Here is a 17,805-nt window from a genome sequence, read left to right on the forward strand (position 1 = left end):
CTTCGCATCCCCCGGAGGTTTGTACTTACTACAACAACTTATGAATTACCTGCTGCTTTCTTGATTAACTCTTGCAGTGACTCTTCACTGGCAGCACCTGGTATAAATGATGGTTCAGAACCTGCTTTAAATTGTCCATTTGGTGTTGAAGCAATGATAAATGCAGGAGTTCCCATCAAATGTAGTTTTTCAGCTAATTCACGGTTTGCATCTAAAGCATCAGTAACTTCCTTGCTTTGCATGTCAGTCTTTAATTTCTTCATATCCAGACCCAAAGACTTGGCAGTAGACATAACGATTTGATCATTTAAACGTTTGTCTATAGCAATCAATGCATTATGCATTGCTTGATATTTTCCTTGCATGCCTGCAGCCAAAGCAGCCCGTGAGGCCAATTCAGAGCTCTTGCCAAAAATTGGGAATTCTTTATAAACAACACGTAAGTCACTGTCTTTCTTAATCAAATTTTCAATAATAGGCGACATTTTTTTGCAATGAATGCACTGATAATCAAAAAATTCAACTATGGTCACATTACCTTTTGGGTTACCCACGACGGTAGTTTTACCCTGAAATAGTTGATCTGTATTTTCTTTAATTGCAGATTGTGCCTGCTGCTGCATGTTTTGTTGCTGCTTTTGTTGCAATGCTTGTGAGGCTTCCAAAAGTACTTCAGGATTAGTTACTAAATAGTCATGCACCACTTTCTCGATTTCTTTTTTTTGTGCATCAGACATAGGAGTTGTATTATTATTGGTATCTGCTGCCATAATTGCAGGTGATACTAAAGATGCTGTCAGCGCTCCTACTGTTAATAAATTTGTAAATTTCACACAGTTCCCCTTATTTAATAGTTAACATATACCAACAACTTTTCCAAACGGCACCCTAGCATCCGCTTGAAGAAAATTCAATAGTTCGTGTGTTATTGCCTTATTTTTTGTGTCACAGAATGATACAGGTTAAACAATGGACTTCTCATAGCCTGGGTGCAACTAAGCACAGCCCAGGAATTATATCGGGTTGACATCAGCTTGCCTACATTCTTTTACGCCGAACTATTGTGCTTCAACCGCTAAATTAGCATAGGCCAAGACCAACCATTTAACCCCATGTTCTCTAAATTTTACTTGCACCCGGGTATGCGCACCACTTCCTTCAATCGCTAAAACAACACCCTGCCCAAATTTAGCGTGGGAGACATTTTGCCCCAAAGACATCCCGCATGTTTCCTGGACAATAGAGGGTTTCCGGGGAACAGCGGGTGATTGAAATTTCGCTTTGACACGAACTTCGTCAAGTAAATCCTGAGGCAATTCCCTTAAGAATCGTGAAGAGCGATGATATTCCTCCCGCCCATATTGACGTCTTATTTCAGCATAAGAAAGGATCAGTTTACGCATGGCGCGCGTCATGCCCACATAACATAAACGGCGCTCTTCCTCCAGACGACCAGGTTCATCTAAAGATTGTTTCCCTGGAAATACCCCTTCTTCCATTCCAACTAAAAATACTATGGGAAATTCGAGACCTTTAGCAGCGTGTAGAGTCATTAAATGGACATAACGCTCATGTTCTTCCGCCTGCATTTCTCCCGCTTCCAAAGAAGCATGTGCCAGGAACGCATTAATTAAAGGAATTTCTTCCTCTTCCTCTTGCTCGTATCGGAATTGTTTTGCCGCATTGATTAACTCCTGAATGTTATCAAGGCGCGACTCTGATTTATCCCCTTTTATTTTGCTGAAATGAGCATATAACCCACTCACCTGAATGACCACAGATAATTGTTCATCCAGTTCCATTGACGCGGTATTCTGCTGCAATTGTTCAATCAATTCGATGAACTTGGATAATGCAGAGCCCGCCCGTTGTGCCATTTCACCTGATTGAAGCAAAGTCTTGGCCGCCTGCCATAACGAACATTGCTCTGATTTGGCATAATGACGCAAATCGTCAAGGGTTTTTTCACCTATACCTCGTGTTGGGAAATTCACTACCCGCTCAAAAGCGGTATCATCATTGGGATTAACCAATAAACGCAGATAAGCCAGAGTATCCTTTACTTCCGCCCTGTCAAAGAAACGTACCCCACCATAAATACGGTAGGCAATCCCTGCTCGTAATAATGCTTCTTCTAAAACCCGGGATTGCGCATTGGATCGGTATAAAATAGCGATTTCATCCGCACTGACTCCCTGGTTTATTTCCATCATAATACGTTCGCAGACAAAACGGGCTTCTTCCAGCTCATTAAATGCCCCGTAGACAAGAATTTTTTCTCCAGTTTCCCCATCTGTCCATAAATCTTTTCCCATCCGTGAGTTATTATGCGTAATTAGGGCGTTTGCAGCATCAAGTATGGTAGCTGTGGAGCGATAATTTTGCTCCAAACGGATAATCTGCGTGTTTTTGAAATCCTGAGAAAATTGCTGAATGTTTTCGACTTTGGCACCGCGCCAACCGTAAATAGATTGATCGTCATCGCCCACTGCCAAAACAGCGGTATGTTCTCCCGCCAGAAGTCGTATCCATGCATACTGTATGGTATTCGTATCCTGGAACTCATCAACCAGGATTGCTTGAAAGCGTTGGCGGTAATGATTAAGAATCTCAGGATTATCACGCAACAACTCATGAGTGCGCAGTAACAATTCTGCAAAATCAATAACCCCTGCGGTCTGACATGCTTGTTCGTATGCACTATAAATATTAAGTAGCGTCTTACCCGGTCCATAAGGCAAGGTATGTACATGTTGCGGCCGTATTCCTTCATCCTTGCGTCCGTTAATAAACGCCTGTGCCTGTTTAACTGGCCATTGTTCTGGATCAAGGTTTAATGAAGCAAGTACGCGCTTAATCATCCGTGCTTGATCTTCTGAATCCAGAATATGAAACAATTCCGGTAAATTGGCTTCTTTATAATGCCGGCGGAGTAATCGGTGGCACAATCCATGAAAAGTACCAACCCATAATCCCAGTACCGGGGCATTCATCATACCATTTAACCTTGCCCGCATCTCACCTGCAGCCTTGTTGGTAAAGGTTACTGCCAAAATCCCATGGGGTGAAATATGCTCCTCTTCAATGAGCCAGGCAATGCGGCTAACTAAAACTTTCGTTTTGCCGCTGCCTGCCCCAGCCAGGACCAGCGTATTACCAAGTGGAGAAGTAACTGCTTCGCGTTGTCTCTCATTGAGTCCTTTAAGAAGTGCGGCAAGGGTCATAAATAAATTCCAGGAAAAAAAGATGGTGTATTTTATTAATAGATCCTACTATCTCGCAAGAAAAAGAAAATAGAAGCTATACTAACTTAAGTATAAACTTGTTTTACAGTGAATACCTGTTGCTTTCAGGCGATTCCCAGCGCAAAATAAAGCAATAGGATTAAAATGAAACTTCCTCAAGGATCAAAATGCACTCGCTCTATCCATCAATTAAACCTTATGCGCAACATGAATTAAAAGTTAGTGCACTACATACACTTTACATTGAAGAAACCGGAAATCCTGAAGGATTGCCTGTTGTAGTGTTACACCCGGGTCCGGGAGCCTCTTGCGGGGATGGTTATTTGAGACGTTTTTTTGATCCCCAACATTATCGAATCATTATTTTTGATCAACGCGGCTGCGGACGCTCTACACCTCATTTGGAAATTAGGGAAAATACAACCAGCTTATTGCTGGATGACATCGATGCCATCCGGGATTATTTAGGGTTAACCGAATTTGTATTGTCTGGGGGAGGTTGGGGTTCTTTATTGGCGTTGCTTTATGCCCAAAAATTCCCACAACAGATCAGGGCATTGCAGCTTCATCAAGTATTCCTGGGAAGGCAACACGATATTGACTGGTTTTATAAACATGGTGCCAACCTCGTTTATCCTGATTATTGGCAGGAATTTATCACTAATGTACCTGAAAATATGTTGGACCATATCCCGGAGTATTATACCAATTGCTTGCAGGGACTCAACGATTTAGCACGCATGAGCGCAGCAAAAGCCTGGGCCTTGTGGGAGGCTCGTTGCAGCAGTTTACAACCCCATTTATATGTCATTGATCAATTCAGTGACCCTCATTTCGCCCTCGCTCTCGCAACACTTGAATCCCATTACATCAACAACCATTTCTTCATTGAAGACAATCAGGTCTTGGATAATGTGCATAAAATAAGACATATTCCCACCTATATCGTGCATGGTCGTTTTGATTTAATCTCTCCCTTGGCTGGAGCCTATGAGCTTCATCGAGCCATACCGGCGTCCAATTTAAGAATAGTACGTGATGCGGGGCATTCCGATAGGGAATCAGGTATCATTGATGCTTTAATTTATGCAAGTAAAGAAATTTCCAAGCAAGGACCTGATGCATGTTGATTGTAATTCAAAGAGTAACTCACGCCCGAGTTGATATTGGTGGGGAAACAGTTGGAAAAATTGCTCAGGGCTTAATGATTCTTTGTGGGTTTGAACCTGATGATACAGAGCAAAACATCAATAAAATGTTAGAAAAATGCCTTAACTATCGCATTTTTAGTGATAATCAAGGCAAAATGAATTTAAGTATTAAAGAAATTGAGGGAGGGCTATTGTTAGTGCCTCAATTTACTTTGATGGCCGAAACTCAAAAAGGGCTGCGTCCAAGTTTTTCCAATGCAGCTTCCCCTGAGCTTGGGCGACAATTATTTGATACTTTATTGACCCGAGCAGCTCAGTTATATCCCCATACCCAAAGCGGAGCCTTTGGCGCCGACATGCAGGTTCACTTGTGCAATGATGGCCCGGTAACTTTTTTATTAAAATTCTGACAAACAGTCTGGTTTGCAAGAACAACAAACTCGTGTAACATCTTATAAAATTAAATAATAAAAAAAATCATGCGCTTAATTTCACTAGTTATCAGTTTTACCGGCAGTCTCGTTTTAACTGGTTGTGTCAGTAAGGGAACTAATCCCGCCGATCCTTTCGAACCATTTAACCGAAAGGTATATAAATTTAATACCGCCTTTGATAACGTATTTTTAAAACCTCCAGCAAAGGTGTATCGAGCCGTTTTACCCGCGCCTGTTCGTAAAAGCGTTAATAATTTTTATAATAATCTGGATCTCATTCCAACTGTCGGCAATGATATCCTGCAGGCTGAAGGTAAATGGGCCATAAAAGATACTTGGCGTTTTATAATAAACTCTTCTTTGGGTGTGGGGGGGCTATTTGATGTCGCTAAAACATTTGGTTTACCCCCGCATTCCAATGATTTAGGCCTGACCTTGGCTAAATGGGGGGATAAAAACTCCCCTTATCTGGTTATCCCCTTCCTGGGACCAAGCACACTCAGGGATGGTGCAGGTTGGTTATTCCAGTTTGCATTATACAGTCCTTATGTTTACATCAAGGATGATGCCGTAGTCTACAGTTTGCTCGCACTGCGATATGTTGATTTACGCTCGCAACTGTTAGACACTGATCGCATCATGGATGAAGCTTTGGATAAGTATGCTTTCATGAGGGATGCCTACCTGCAATATCGTAATCATCTTATTGCAGGCGACCAATCCGATCTGGGTTCCCTTTATATTGATGATACGAAAGCAGATCAAGAGGCTGCAGCCGAAGTAGGTGGTGATTACGTAGATGAATAAGAAATACCTGGGTGAATGCAAAATCGTAACCCAGTTGTTAGATCATAAGTGAACTTGGGAATCCCAGGTTCACTTACCAGACTGCTTTTCAATAATTTCAAGCACGGCATATCTTCTCAAGACAACGTAAATAGTCACCTGCAATATCGAGTTTTGTTGCAGCTTCTATTTCCCGCAAACAGGTTGGACTAGTTACATTGATTTCCGTTAAATAATCTCCAATGACATCAATGCCGACAAAATACAAGCCTTTAGCTATCAATGTAGGTTTTATTTGTTGACATATCCAACGATCTCTCTCAGTAATAGGGACTACTTCACCCCGCGCACCTGCAGCCAAATTACCCCGTAAGTCTCCTTCTGCAGGAATTCGGGCCAAAGCATAGGGAACGGGCTCGCCATTAATTAATATAATGCGTTTGTCCCCGGTTTTTTTAATTTCCGGAATATAACGTTGGGCGATAATTGTTTGAGTTTGATTTTTAGTTAAAACTTCCAAAATAACTGCCAAATTTTCACCGTGCTCCTCAACATGAAACACAGAGTTTCCGCCCATTCCTTCCAACGGCTTAAAAATGACTTGTTGATGCTCCATCCAAAATGATTTCAACCGTTTCATATTGCGGGAGACAAGAGTAGTTGGGCAACATTGAGGGAAATTTAGGGTAAAAAATTTCTCATTGGCATCACGTAAACTTTGCGGTTTATTCGCAACAAGAACCCCTTCCCGTTCTGCAAGTTCCAGGATATAAGTGGTATAAATGTATTCAATATTAAAAGGAGGATCTTTGCGCATCAGAATGATATCCAATTCGCTCAAAGGTTGTTCTTCCAGCATTTTAATTGTCGCCCAATCTTTACTGTGTAAATCGCCAATACGTAAATCATAAACCTGGGCGAAAGCGCGACCTTCTTTACAAAATAAATCATCCTGGGTAAACACAAAACAGGACCACCCCATTTCCTGCGCCCTTTTGATTAGGGCAAGTGATGTGTCTTTATAAGGGATAAGTTGGGATAACGGATCGAGTAACACCCCAAGTTTCATTACTCACCTCCAATAGCTGCGATTTCCCTTGCTGCCGCAAGAGCAGCCAATCGAGCAATGACCCCATAAACATAAAAGCGGTTTGGTTCATCTTCCTCGGTTAAGTCGTCACAGGGCATATTACAGGCTTGAGCAAAAGCCAGGGGCTCAAAGTGCATTCCGGGTGAGTTTAGATTCTCATCTATGCCCCGCTCTTTATGAACTCTGTAAAATCCTCCCACTACAAATTGGCCAATCATATAAACAACAGGCTCGGCAACAGAACCATTGGGCATGGTTTCAAAGGTGTATACCCCTTCCTGGATAATTACCCTGTCTACTTTACGCCCCCCCTTGCTGGTAGACATTCTTGTTCGTTGTTTCCTATTTAATTGGCGCACTTCTTCTGCCTCATGTACCATCATAACACTCATGCCATAGGTACCATTATCTGCTTTAATTACCACAAAGGGTTTCTCTTTTATCCCATAAGTCGCATATTTGTCGCTCATTAAGGTGAGAATTTTATCAACTTCGATGGCGAGCCGATCGATCCCCTCCTGTGCCATAAAATCGATACCTTCCAATGCACTGAAATAAGGATTGATCAACCAGGAATCCATACCAACAAATTCAGCAAACTCTGTAGCAACTTCTTCATAGAAATTAAAATGGCTGGATTTTAATCGTGAAAACCAACCTAATTGTGCTGTGGGCCTGATTTTTTGTTTTATGCCTTGCAAAATCTCGGGAATTCCCTGGGACAAATCATTATTCAACATGAGGAAACAGGGATTAAAGTTCATCAATCCTACCCGATCCCCCTGACGCTCAATGGGTTCTAACAATAGGCTGTCCCCGTCTTCAAGAATAACCTCTGTGGGTTCTTTAATCTCAGGGTCCAAACTCCCAATACGCACGACAAATCCAGCTTTTACAAAAATAGTTCGCAATACACTGAGACTTTGTAAGTAGAATTTGTTACGGGTATGGCTTTCAGGAACAAGTAAAATTCGGGTACAGTCGGGAACATAGTCAATCAATACTGATTGCGCTGCCTGAATACACAACGGAAGAAACTCTGGATTCAAGTTATTGAACCCGGCTGGAAACAGATTAGTGTCTACGGGGGCCAATTTAAATCCCGCATGTCGTAAATCAACCGAAGAAGTCAGTGGCGGCGGTGTTTCTTTCCATTGATGTCTAAACCAGGCTTCAATAGCAGCAATTTGGTTTAAAACAATTTTCTCCACATGAAACAATGGTCCAGAATGTGCTGTGGTCAAATGCGGAACAGGTATTTCATGAACATTCATGCTAATTCTCTTTTTATTTTTTTTCGATGATGTTACCGAGGTTAACACAGAAATAAAAGATCTTGGCAATTTTCTGTTATTATATTTGCACGTCAGATTTTATCTTTTTGAGACATCCTATATATTACACGTGTTGTTACCAAGAAGTGAGGGTACTAGGCGTTAAAGTTAACAAAAGATTGATTAACCAATTAAAGGAATTTCTTCATGATCAATGAGTTAGTAAAACAATTTTCCACACAGATACAAACTTTTTTACTTATCATGACCCTTATTAATGGCATCCTCCATTTGATTTTTGCTGGTGCTGTAGCCCATGATGCCGGCAATATGAACCAAACCGGACAAAAAACTGTTTTGGTTTCTGCAGCTACCTGGGCATTTGCCACCTTAATCGGAGGTGTTTTCACAGCTACAATTTATTGGCTGCTGCACCACTCTACATTGACACGACCCATAGTGAGAGAAATTCGTTATGATCAACCCTAATATTAAAACCATTGATGTACATCAACTAAAAAAATTGATGGAGACTAATCCAAATCTTTGCCTAATTGATGTGAGAGAATTGGAGGAGTGGCAAGAGTTTCATATATCTGGAGCATTGCATATACCTAAAGACTTCATCGGTTCATCTATTGAAACCCGAATTCCCAATAAAAATCTTCCTATCTATTTACATTGCAAGGGAGGAGTAAGATCCTTGTTTGCGGCCCAAGTCTTGTTGGATTTAGGGTACCAGGAGGTTTATTCGGTAAATGGCGGGATTATGGATTGGGCTGTTTCTGGTTATCCCATAGAACAAGCCCAAAAAATATCGGAACCGCAAATATAATCAATCTATTTGTAATAGAGCGCAGCAAAACAAAGGTTGGGAACCTCTTGGTTCTGCTGCGCTAATTTACTCAATACACTGCTAGATGCATTGGATTGAAATTGACTCATTAACATTGCTCTCAGCAGGAGATTCGGTTGTTGGAATAATGGGAGCTGATGAAAATAAGCCCAGGCGATTTGTATTCTTAAGTTGTTGTTCTTTTGCTTTTTCAATCTGTTCCAGCTCAAGTTTGGCTATCTTTCCAACTAAATCCTGCAGGACTACTTCTACCTTATAACCCCTTATTCTTTTAGTGGAGAACGCTTGTTTCTCAGAATCCAAATAACCTTTAACGGGATTTGCATCTACAAAAACATGTGCATTCATAAAAACGCTTAATGCCTTATACATTTCGAATAAATCTTTAGAGTCGGGAAAATTATCCATATTAAGATTAAGGGATGTAGTTAATGCATTATATAAAGTACTGTTCTCGGGAGATAAAAAGAATGAAGTGATTGTTCCTTGATAACTTTGGAAAATTTCCGCCCTAATATAGAAAGCTGCCGCATTGAGTACACATTCTTTTTCTGCTTTTTTTTGATCACCATATTTATCAAGGCAAGCCAGTACTTTAAGTAGGTATTTACATTGAATTGCACGTTTAGGATGACTAACAGAAAGATCTTTTAAAGCCTTTGGTAAATTTTTCTCATCCAAATCGTGACTTTTTAGTTCAGTTGCAATACTTTCCCTGATGTATTTTGATAATGTATCATATTCCACATACTTAAAACCCATTTCTGTTCTCCTTAAACTCCATGAATCGGGATTAGTAAAATGTTCTCCAAGCGGAGTTTAAACTAATTCATAATACCAGTCATGCATTTTCTTTTTACTCCTTAATTAATTTTTATCTCGAAAAGTCAATAAGATAGCAATATTTTGTCGCGACGATCCAAGGAAAAGTAAGAAAATTATTTCAAGATTCTGGCAATGAATTTTTCAATTAATTAAAAACTTTGCCGCATTAAATGAATGAATTAGGTAACAGATCACCTTTTTGATTGCATTTTTAAGTACTGTTGATTAAGTTAAACCTTTCGGCGGCAAAAGGTAAGTTATGAAAAAATACATCTACTCCACTCTTCTTGCTCTGTGCTTTTTAAATGCCCATGCGCAGATCAATCAACCTAAATTGGTTGTGCAATTGGTAATCGATCAGTTACGTGGTGATTTAATTTTCCAACATCAGCAACAATTTGGCAACGGAGGGTTTAATTATGTTTTAAACCATGCGATTGATTATCACAATACCCATCATCCCCATGCCAATACCACCACCTGTGCCGGGCATGCAACGGTTGCCACTGGCAGTTTTCCAGCCTTGCATGGAGTGGTAAATAATGAGTGGTACGACCGGAAAACTCATCAAATAGTTTATTGCATGGAAGATTTGGAAACCAAAATACTAAAAACACCTCATAGTCATGTCGATATTCCAGGGCGTTCCCCTAAAAATTTGTATGCCACGACCTTAAGCGATGAAATTATAATTGCCCGAAAAGGACGGGTATTTGGAGTATCCCTAAAAGATCGCTCCGCCATTACCCTGGCGGGCCATGCAGGTAAAGCCTTTTGGTTTGATACGACTAATGGTGGTTTTATTACCAGTACCTATTACTATTCTAAATACCCGCAATGGGTTGAAAACTGGAATAAAAATTACCATCCAAAAGACTACGAATGGAAACTTGGCCGTCCCCAAGTTGAGTATCAAAATGCCCAGTCACCAGTTTTTTCCCATCAAGATGAATTTTTTGGACAAACCTTCCCTCATCATATTACGCAATCTCCAACACCTGAGTATTTTAAATCGCTGTCTCGAACTCCCAAGGCAGATCAATTAACTGCAGATTTTGCAGAACAACTTTTGGTTGAAGAACATTTAGGGCAAACGGCTGGAAAAACAGATTATCTGGGCATCAGTTTCTCCGCTGTTGATGCCATTGGCCATCAATTCGGTCCCCATAGCCTCGAAGCAGAAGATAACTTATTGGAATTGGACAAAACACTGACACATCTTTTTGCTGCAATTGACAAACAAGTAGGTCTAAATAATACCCTCATCGTACTCACTGCAGATCATGGGGTACATGATGGTCAAAACTATCTCAATGCGCTCCATATGGACGAAGTTACCCCCATGGATATTCCGCAAATGGAGCAATACCTGCGCACGGTACTTAAAAAACAACATAAACTCCCAGAACAAGCCTTAGTGTCCCTCATACCACCCTACATCTATCTTGATCATAAAATAATTAATGAACATCATCTGGAGGCAGAGCAGGTGAAACTATCTTTGGTACAGGCTTTAACCCTAAAGCCTGGTATCTTCAAAGCCTATGCCCTACCCCTTACAGGAATTGAAAAAGATTGGCTTAGCACCAAAGTCAACATGATGTTTTTTCCCGAGCGCTCCGGAGATATTTATCTTATACAACCGCCAAACCAATCCTATGGGTTAAAGGGTAAGGAGCGGGTTGCCCATGGCAGTCCATGGCAATATGACAGCTATGTTCCCCTGCTCTTTGTTCATCCTGCTTTTAAAGCCCAGCGCATTTTTCGGCCGACTTATACAACGGATATTGCACCCACTTTGTCCGCAGTGCTGGGGATAAAAAATCCGGCTGCAGCTGTTGGTCAGCCCTTGAAAGAGGTGGTATCTTCCTTTAATTAAAAAACCTGCTTGATGCGAAACCGTCTAGTAATAAAACTAAGGGTTTCGCTTTTTCCTCCTGCTTATTTATTTCCATAATGAACTGTGAAATCAACTAAACTTATATTAAATGAAATTAGGTGTCTCGCCCCCTAAAAACCAGGCAGTTAAAGACGCAAATCCTAATTAAAGATTGAATTTAACTCAAAAAACCTTTACTATTTGCACGAAATTTCTAGCGATATCATCATGAACAAACAAGCGATTATTATTGGGATTTCAGGCCCTTCTGCATCAGGTAAAAGTCTTTTGGCAAATACTATTGTTAATGAGCTTGGCTCAGAACAAGTAGTAGTAATTTCTGAAGATGCTTACTATAAAGACAATGGCCATTTGCCATTTCCTGAACGAGAGAAAATTAATTACGATCATCCCGATTCTTTTGATCATGCCTTGCTTTGCGAGCATTTAAGACAATTAAGAGACGGCAGATCTGTAGAGATTCCAATTTATTCTCATTCCAAGCATATGCGCTTACCTGAAACCCGAACTGTCGGCCAACATGCCATTATTATTCTTGAAGGTATATTGCTTTTCAGCGATAAAGAATTAAGAGAAATAATGGATATTCGAATTTTTATGTCTACTCCTCTAGATGTGTGTTTAACCCGCCGTTTAAAAAGAGATGTAGTTGAACGGCATCGAACTTTTGAATCGGTAGTCCATCAATATGAAACCACTGTACGTCCGATGTACTTACAGTTTATTGAGCCTTCCAGTCGTTATGCAGATATCATTGTTCCTCGCGGGGGAGAAAACCGGATTGCTATTGAGATGATTCAAGCCAAAATGCGCGAATTATTAGCATTACACACTAATTAATATCGGTTCGACAAGAATTTTACCATTTTTCATGTCGAGCTTATTTATTTAAGCTGGATCCCGTATAAATGCGATGCATTTTTAGGGATAACATTCGTTTAACGACATAAAAGACTCCAAACTCCTTTTATGTCGAACTCATGTTAATTATTGAGGAGAACATGATGGGATTTTTAGCAGGTAAAAAAGCACTTATTATTGGTCTGGCCAGCAATCGCTCAATTGCTTATGGCATTGCCAAAGCATTCCATGAGCAAGGTGCTGAATTGGCATTTACTTATCAAAATGAACGATTGCAAGAGCGGGTTGAATCAATGGCGGCTGAATTCAATTCTTCATTAACCTTTCCTTGTGATGTAGCCCACGATGAAGAAATCAAAACCCTTTTTACCAATCTTCGCAAACACTGGGATCATTTGGATATTTTAATTCATTCCGTGGCTTATGCCCCCGCAGATCAAATTAGTGGCGACTTTGTAGAATCCTGCACTCGCGAGGGATTTAGAATCGCTCATGATATCAGTGCTTACAGTTTGATAGGCCTCGCTCAAGCTGCTTTGCCTATGATGGAAGGTACTGAAGGTTCTCTTTTAACTCTATCTTATTATGGCGCAGAAAAAGCAGTTCCAAACTATAATGTGATGGGCGTTGCGAAGGCAAGCCTCGAAGCTTCTGTACGTTATTTAGCTGCAAGTTTGGGCCAAAAAGGTATTCGAATTAATGCCATTTCCGCAGGACCAATTAAAACGCTTGCTGCTGCGGGGATTAAAGATTTTCGTAAAATCCAAAGTGCTTATGCAAACATCACCCCCTTAAAAAGAAATGTGACTATTGAAGAAGTTGGTAATACTGCAGCATTCTTATGTTCCAAGCTTGCCTCTGGCATTACCGGTGAAGTAGTGCATGTAGATGCTGGCTATCATGCCGTATCCACCATGAGCGAAATAAGTTAGTTTGATGCATTACCCACCTCTCCTTTATGGGGAGGTGCTCCACTCCCTCAACTTTTATTTTTGAATTATTTTTAACTATTTCATTTTTCTAAGCTATTCTTATAAAAATCTCTAATAAAATTCATCATGCATAAAATCACTCGAATATTTTCCAAAGATGATGAAGGGATTTATCTATTGCATTATGTAATCAAAAAAGAAGATATAGGAAAAACCAATAGAGATAAATGTCTGCACAATTTGAAAAAGAGTGAGAAACTAAAGCCTGTATAAACAGGCATTAGCGGGCTTTCGGAGCTTCTGGCTTATAATCTTCAGACTCGGCAGGTGTATCATTTGGATCTACTGTATTTTGCATACTCTTTATTTGTGCTGGTAAATGTACAGGGCCAACCCTGGTATTAGTAAGAACGTCCATTTCACGTCCAGTATCATTGGGATCATGCTTAATATTCTCAATATCACGCAATTCTTCGAGCGTATCAATAGGATCAATCTTTAAATTGTTTGCTTCCGCAATCTGATGCCATTTGGACTTTTTCATAATAATTCTCAAAAACTTCTATAAGTATAGTTTAGCTCATCTATCAATCGCCAGTGGAGGAATAATAGAAAAAAGCGGAATTATTCAATTTCCCCTGTATTTTTATATACAGCATCCAGAGCTTTTAAAGACTCAAGCAAAACTTTCATTTTAGCTAAAGGCCAACTATTTGGGCCATCACTTAAGGCTTTATCTGGATCTGGATGGGTTTCCATAAACAAGCCTGAAATACCTGCTGCGACTGCAGCCCGGGCAAGTACAGGAACAAACTCGCGTTGTCCTCCAGAAACCCCATTATTTCCGCCGGGTAATTGTACTGAATGCGTTGCATCATAAACCACAGGACATCCTGTTTCGCGCATGATAGCTAATGAACGCATATCTGAAACCAAATTATTATACCCAAAACTTACGCCACGCTCACAAGCCATTATTTGTTCATTGCCGCATGCTTTTGCTTTTGCAATGACATGTTTCATTTCCCAAGGAGCCAGAAATTGGCCTTTTTTAATATTAACCGGTTTATTCATCGATGCTACTTTTTGAATAAAATTGGTTTGTCTGCACAAAAAAGCAGGGGTTTGTAACACATCAACCACACTGGACACTTCCAATAAAGGTGTATCTTCATGGACGTCGGTTAAGACAGGAACGCCAACCTGGTTTTTCACCTTTTCCAGAATGGCCAACCCTTTTTCAAAGCCAGGTCCCCTATAACTGGAAATGGAAGAACGGTTTGCTTTATCAAAGGAAGATTTATATATAAAAGGAATTTGCAACTGGCTGCATAGTTCCTTTAAATATCCAGCTGTTTCCAATGCCAACTCTTCACTCTCGATAACACAAGGTCCAGCAATTAAAAACAAGGGTTTATCGATACCTACTTCAAATCCACATAATTTCATTTTTAATTTTTTCCTTGATGTTTTTCGCGAGCAGCAAGTACAAACTGTTTAAAGAGAGGATGACTTGCTCTCGGAGTTGATGTAAATTCTGGATGAAATTGACACGCTAAAAACCAGGGATGGTCTGCTAATTCCACCATTTCAACTAAAGAATTATCTGCTGAGCGCCCGGAGATAATTAATCCATGCTCAACCAGGCTTTCAATATATTTATTATTTACTTCATAACGATGGCGATGACGCTCAATAATCTGGGGTTTCCCATAGACTTTTCGTGCCAATGTACCTTCTGCCAATTGACATAACTGAGCTCCAAGACGCATTGTGCCGCCTAAATCGCCATGTTCATCGCGCAACTGTTTGGAGCCATCCACGTCCATCCACTCATTGATTAGTCCAAGTACAGGATAAGGTGTATTTTTATTAAACTCGGTAGAATTTGCTTCTTTTAAACCCACAACGTTTCGGGCAAATTCTATAACTGCTGTCTGCATTCCCAAGCAAATTCCCAGGAAAGGAATTTTATGCTCGCGAGCATATTGGATTGCTTTAATTTTACCTTCCACCCCACGCTCTCCAAAGCCGCCAGGAACAAGAATGGCATCAATTCCTTCCAAAAGCGAATCCCCATGTTTTTCGAGCAATTCTGCATCCAAATAGGAAATTTCAACTTTAGTTTGAGTATGGAGCCCTGCATGCAGTAACGCTTCATTAATTGATTTATAGGCATCATTTAATTCAATATACTTGCCTACCATAGCAATTTTTACTGTCATGTTTTGCATGGCAGCCATCGCCACCACACGATCCCATTCACTTAAATCCGCGGGCTTGGCATCCAGCCCTAATTTCCTAACGACGATGTCATCAAGCCCATGCTCATGTAATATTCTCGGAATTTGATAAATACTGGGCGCATCTTCAAGGGGAATAACTCCCTCTTTCTCCACATTGGTAAACAAGGCAATTTTAGCTCGATCAGACATAGGTAATGCTTTTTCTGAACGGCAAATCAAAATATCAGGCTGGATACCTATAGAACGCAGTTCCTTTACTGAATGTTGCGTTGGTTTGGTTTTCGTTTCACCTGATGTTGCAATATAAGGAACTAAAGTCAGATGTAGAAATAACGTTCTTTGCGAACCTAATTCAATCCGCATTTGACGAATTGCTTCAAGAAATGGCAATGATTCAATATCGCCGACAGTTCCACCAATTTCAACCATTGCCACATCAAAACCATCGGCCCCTAACTTAATGCATCTTTTTATCTCATTAGTTATATGGGGAATAACCTGAACCGTACCCCCTAGATAATCGCCTCTTCGTTCTTTTTTTATGACGTTTTCATAGATTTTTCCGGAAGTAAAATTATTACGTTTTGTCATGGTTGTATTTACAAAACGTTCATAGTGACCCAAATCCAGATCTGTTTCTGCGCCATCATTTGTTACAAAAACTTCACCATGCTGGAAAGGACTCATGGTTCCAGGATCAACGTTAATATAGGGATCAAGCTTGATTAGTGTTACTTTAAGTCCACGTGCTTCGAGAACAGCCGCCAGAGACGCAGCTGCAATACCCTTACCTAAGGAAGAGACCACACCACCTGTAATAAAAATAAAATTTGTCATAATTGACCTTGTATCCTGCTAATTTAGTACTGTTCAGTAGAGAAAAAGAAAATTGCTGCCTGGGTGAAGGCGTAAGCCATATTCAGGGTTTGCCATTCAGTAGATTTCCGGCTCTGTCTCGCTCACTCAGACTGCAATCAATCAAAAGACCACTAGTTTATTGCCAGTAAATGGCCCATCTTCTCTTTTTTAGTTTTTAAATATTTGTGACTTTCCTTAGTAGGTTCTATTTCTAAAGGTACTCTCTCCATTACCTTTATTCCGTAATGATCAACAGCAGCAATCTTTGATGGATTATTGGTTAATAACCTTATTGCATTGATACCAAAATATTTCAACATTTGATAGGCAATCGCATAATCCCTGCTGTCCACAGGAAGACCTAATTGATGGTTGGCATCAACGGTATCCCAACCTTGCTCCTGCAAGGCATAAGCTTTTAGTTTATTCGCTAAACCAATTCCTCGTCCTTCTTGACGTAAATAAATTAAAACTCCTCCCTCCGCCGCAATCAGGGAGAGAGATTGTTCCAATTGTTTGCCGCAATCGCACTTGCAAGAACCAAAAACATCGCCTGTAATGCATTCTGAATGAATTCGTACCAAAGGTACTTGATTGGCCAATACAGGTGGCTTCACCAAAGCAAAATGTTCAGCGTCATCAAGCTCGTTTGCAAACACCGTCATATTAAAATCACCTTTGTTCTGTAAAGGAATACGCGTGGAAGCAGCAACTGTGACCAGCTCTTCATGACGGATTCGGTATTCTATCAAATCTTTGATGGTTACCAGAGGGATATTGTGTTTTTTCGAAAATAAAACCAGCTCGTCGCGTCTGCTCATAGTACCATCTTCATTGATGATTTCACAAATCACAGCAGCAGGTGTCAAACCAGCAAGTTTTGCCAAATCAACACTCCCTTCCGTTTGGCCAGATCGCTCCAATACTCCTTTCTTCCTGGCCCGTAAGGGAAAAACATGCCCAGGGGAGATAATGTCTGCAGGGCCGCTCTCAGGATGAATTGCCACTTTAATCGTTTGAGCTCGGTCTTTTGCCGAAATACCTGTTGATACGCCCTCAGCCGCCTCTATGGATACAGTAAATGCCGTACCATAAGGCGATTTATTATTTTGCGCCATCATGGGCAATTGTAATTTATCAATGAGTTCATCAGCCATAGACAAGCAGATCAAACCACAACCATGACGCGACATGAAGTTGATTACTTCCGGTGTTGCGTATTCTGCCGCGACCACCAGATCCCCCTCATTTTCCCTATCTTCGTCATCCATTAAAATAACCATTTTACCGGCTTTGAGTGTTTCCACTGCGTGTTCTATTGTTGCTAATGAATACTTCATAACGCGA

Annotated in this window: 17 protein-coding genes; 8 read left to right on the forward strand and 9 right to left on the reverse strand. The window is 40.5% G+C overall.

All coding sequences use genetic code 11. The annotated features are described in order from the left end of the window. Nucleotides 1-38: 38 nt before the first annotated feature. Both KYQ_RS06780 and uvrD read right to left on the reverse strand, forming a co-directional pair. Nucleotides 39-833, reverse strand: a complete 795-nt coding sequence (locus KYQ_RS06780) for a DsbA family protein (protein WP_010653313.1) — start codon at nt 831-833, stop codon at nt 39-41. Between the two features lie 225 nt (nt 834-1,058). Further along, the gene (uvrD, locus tag KYQ_RS06785) at nt 1,059-3,224 is read right to left on the reverse strand and encodes a DNA helicase II (protein ID WP_010653312.1); all 2,166 of its coding nucleotides are present in this window, start codon (nt 3,222-3,224) and stop codon (nt 1,059-1,061) included. Between the two features lie 188 nt (nt 3,225-3,412). Between uvrD and pip the strand changes: the two genes are divergently transcribed. From pip to KYQ_RS06800, 3 genes are all read left to right on the forward strand, one after another. Beyond that, on the forward strand, nt 3,413-4,375 hold the full coding sequence (gene pip, locus KYQ_RS06790; protein WP_010653311.1) for a prolyl aminopeptidase: 963 nt from the start codon (nt 3,413-3,415) through the stop codon (nt 4,373-4,375). Next, nucleotides 4,369-4,806, forward strand: a complete 438-nt coding sequence (dtd, locus tag KYQ_RS06795) for a D-aminoacyl-tRNA deacylase (protein ID WP_010653310.1) — start codon at nt 4,369-4,371, stop codon at nt 4,804-4,806. Before pip ends, dtd begins: the two co-directional genes overlap by 7 nt. A gap of 69 nt (nt 4,807-4,875) precedes the next feature. Continuing rightward, nucleotides 4,876-5,637 (forward strand): MlaA family lipoprotein, encoded by a 762-nt coding sequence (locus KYQ_RS06800; protein ID WP_010653309.1) that lies wholly within the window; start codon nt 4,876-4,878, stop codon nt 5,635-5,637. Between the two features lie 97 nt (nt 5,638-5,734). Here the strand turns inward: KYQ_RS06800 and gshB are convergent, their stop codons facing one another. Further along, a complete protein-coding gene (gene gshB, locus KYQ_RS06805) occupies nt 5,735-6,685 on the reverse strand; it encodes a glutathione synthase (RefSeq protein ID WP_010653308.1) in 951 nt (316 codons plus the stop codon). Beyond that, nucleotides 6,685-7,980 (reverse strand): glutamate--cysteine ligase, encoded by a 1,296-nt coding sequence (gene gshA, locus KYQ_RS06810; RefSeq protein ID WP_010653307.1) that lies wholly within the window; start codon nt 7,978-7,980, stop codon nt 6,685-6,687. Before gshA ends, gshB begins: the two co-directional genes overlap by 1 nt. Nucleotides 7,981-8,187: 207 nt before the next feature. On the opposite strand from gshA, the gene KYQ_RS06815 reads away from it, so the two are divergent. Further along, the gene (locus tag KYQ_RS06815; RefSeq protein WP_010653306.1) at nt 8,188-8,469 is read left to right on the forward strand and encodes a hypothetical protein; all 282 of its coding nucleotides are present in this window, start codon (nt 8,188-8,190) and stop codon (nt 8,467-8,469) included. After that, nucleotides 8,456-8,815, forward strand: a complete 360-nt coding sequence (locus KYQ_RS06820; protein WP_010653305.1) for a rhodanese-like domain-containing protein — start codon at nt 8,456-8,458, stop codon at nt 8,813-8,815. The genes KYQ_RS06815 and KYQ_RS06820 overlap by 14 nt, the downstream gene beginning before the upstream one ends. 81 nt (nt 8,816-8,896) lie before the next feature. Here KYQ_RS06820 and KYQ_RS06825 read toward each other — a convergent pair whose 3' ends face one another. Continuing rightward, entirely contained in the window at nt 8,897-9,598 is a 702-nt protein-coding gene (locus tag KYQ_RS06825) for a hypothetical protein (RefSeq protein ID WP_010653304.1), read from the reverse strand. Between the two features lie 322 nt (nt 9,599-9,920). On the opposite strand from KYQ_RS06825, the gene KYQ_RS06830 reads away from it, so the two are divergent. From KYQ_RS06830 to KYQ_RS06840, 3 genes are all read left to right on the forward strand, one after another. Then, nucleotides 9,921-11,540, forward strand: a complete 1,620-nt coding sequence (locus KYQ_RS06830) for an alkaline phosphatase family protein (protein ID WP_010653303.1) — start codon at nt 9,921-9,923, stop codon at nt 11,538-11,540. A gap of 228 nt (nt 11,541-11,768) precedes the next feature. Then, complete coding sequence (udk, locus tag KYQ_RS06835; RefSeq protein ID WP_010653302.1) at nt 11,769-12,401, forward strand: uridine kinase; 633 nt, start codon at nt 11,769-11,771, stop codon at nt 12,399-12,401. A 164-nt stretch (nt 12,402-12,565) separates the two neighbouring features. Continuing rightward, entirely contained in the window at nt 12,566-13,354 is a 789-nt protein-coding gene (locus KYQ_RS06840) for an enoyl-ACP reductase FabI (RefSeq protein WP_010653301.1), read from the forward strand. A 280-nt stretch (nt 13,355-13,634) separates the two neighbouring features. Here KYQ_RS06840 and KYQ_RS06845 read toward each other — a convergent pair whose 3' ends face one another. The 4 genes from KYQ_RS06845 to KYQ_RS06860 form a co-directional block, all read right to left on the reverse strand. Then, the gene (locus KYQ_RS06845) at nt 13,635-13,898 is read right to left on the reverse strand and encodes a hypothetical protein (RefSeq protein ID WP_010653300.1); all 264 of its coding nucleotides are present in this window, start codon (nt 13,896-13,898) and stop codon (nt 13,635-13,637) included. Nucleotides 13,899-13,978: 80 nt separating this feature from the next. After that, on the reverse strand, nt 13,979-14,803 hold the full coding sequence (gene kdsA, locus KYQ_RS06850) for a 3-deoxy-8-phosphooctulonate synthase (protein ID WP_010653299.1): 825 nt from the start codon (nt 14,801-14,803) through the stop codon (nt 13,979-13,981). Between the two features lie 2 nt (nt 14,804-14,805). Continuing rightward, on the reverse strand, nt 14,806-16,437 hold the full coding sequence (pyrG, locus tag KYQ_RS06855; protein WP_010653298.1) for a CTP synthase: 1,632 nt from the start codon (nt 16,435-16,437) through the stop codon (nt 14,806-14,808). Between the two features lie 152 nt (nt 16,438-16,589). Continuing rightward, the gene (locus tag KYQ_RS06860; protein ID WP_010653297.1) at nt 16,590-17,798 is read right to left on the reverse strand and encodes a bifunctional 3,4-dihydroxy-2-butanone-4-phosphate synthase/GTP cyclohydrolase II; all 1,209 of its coding nucleotides are present in this window, start codon (nt 17,796-17,798) and stop codon (nt 16,590-16,592) included. Nucleotides 17,799-17,805: the final 7 nt, after the last annotated feature.

Origin of the sequence: Fluoribacter dumoffii NY 23 (assembly GCF_000236165.1) — a bacterium.
Taxonomy (GTDB): Bacteria; Pseudomonadota; Gammaproteobacteria; order Legionellales; family Legionellaceae; genus Legionella; species Legionella dumoffii.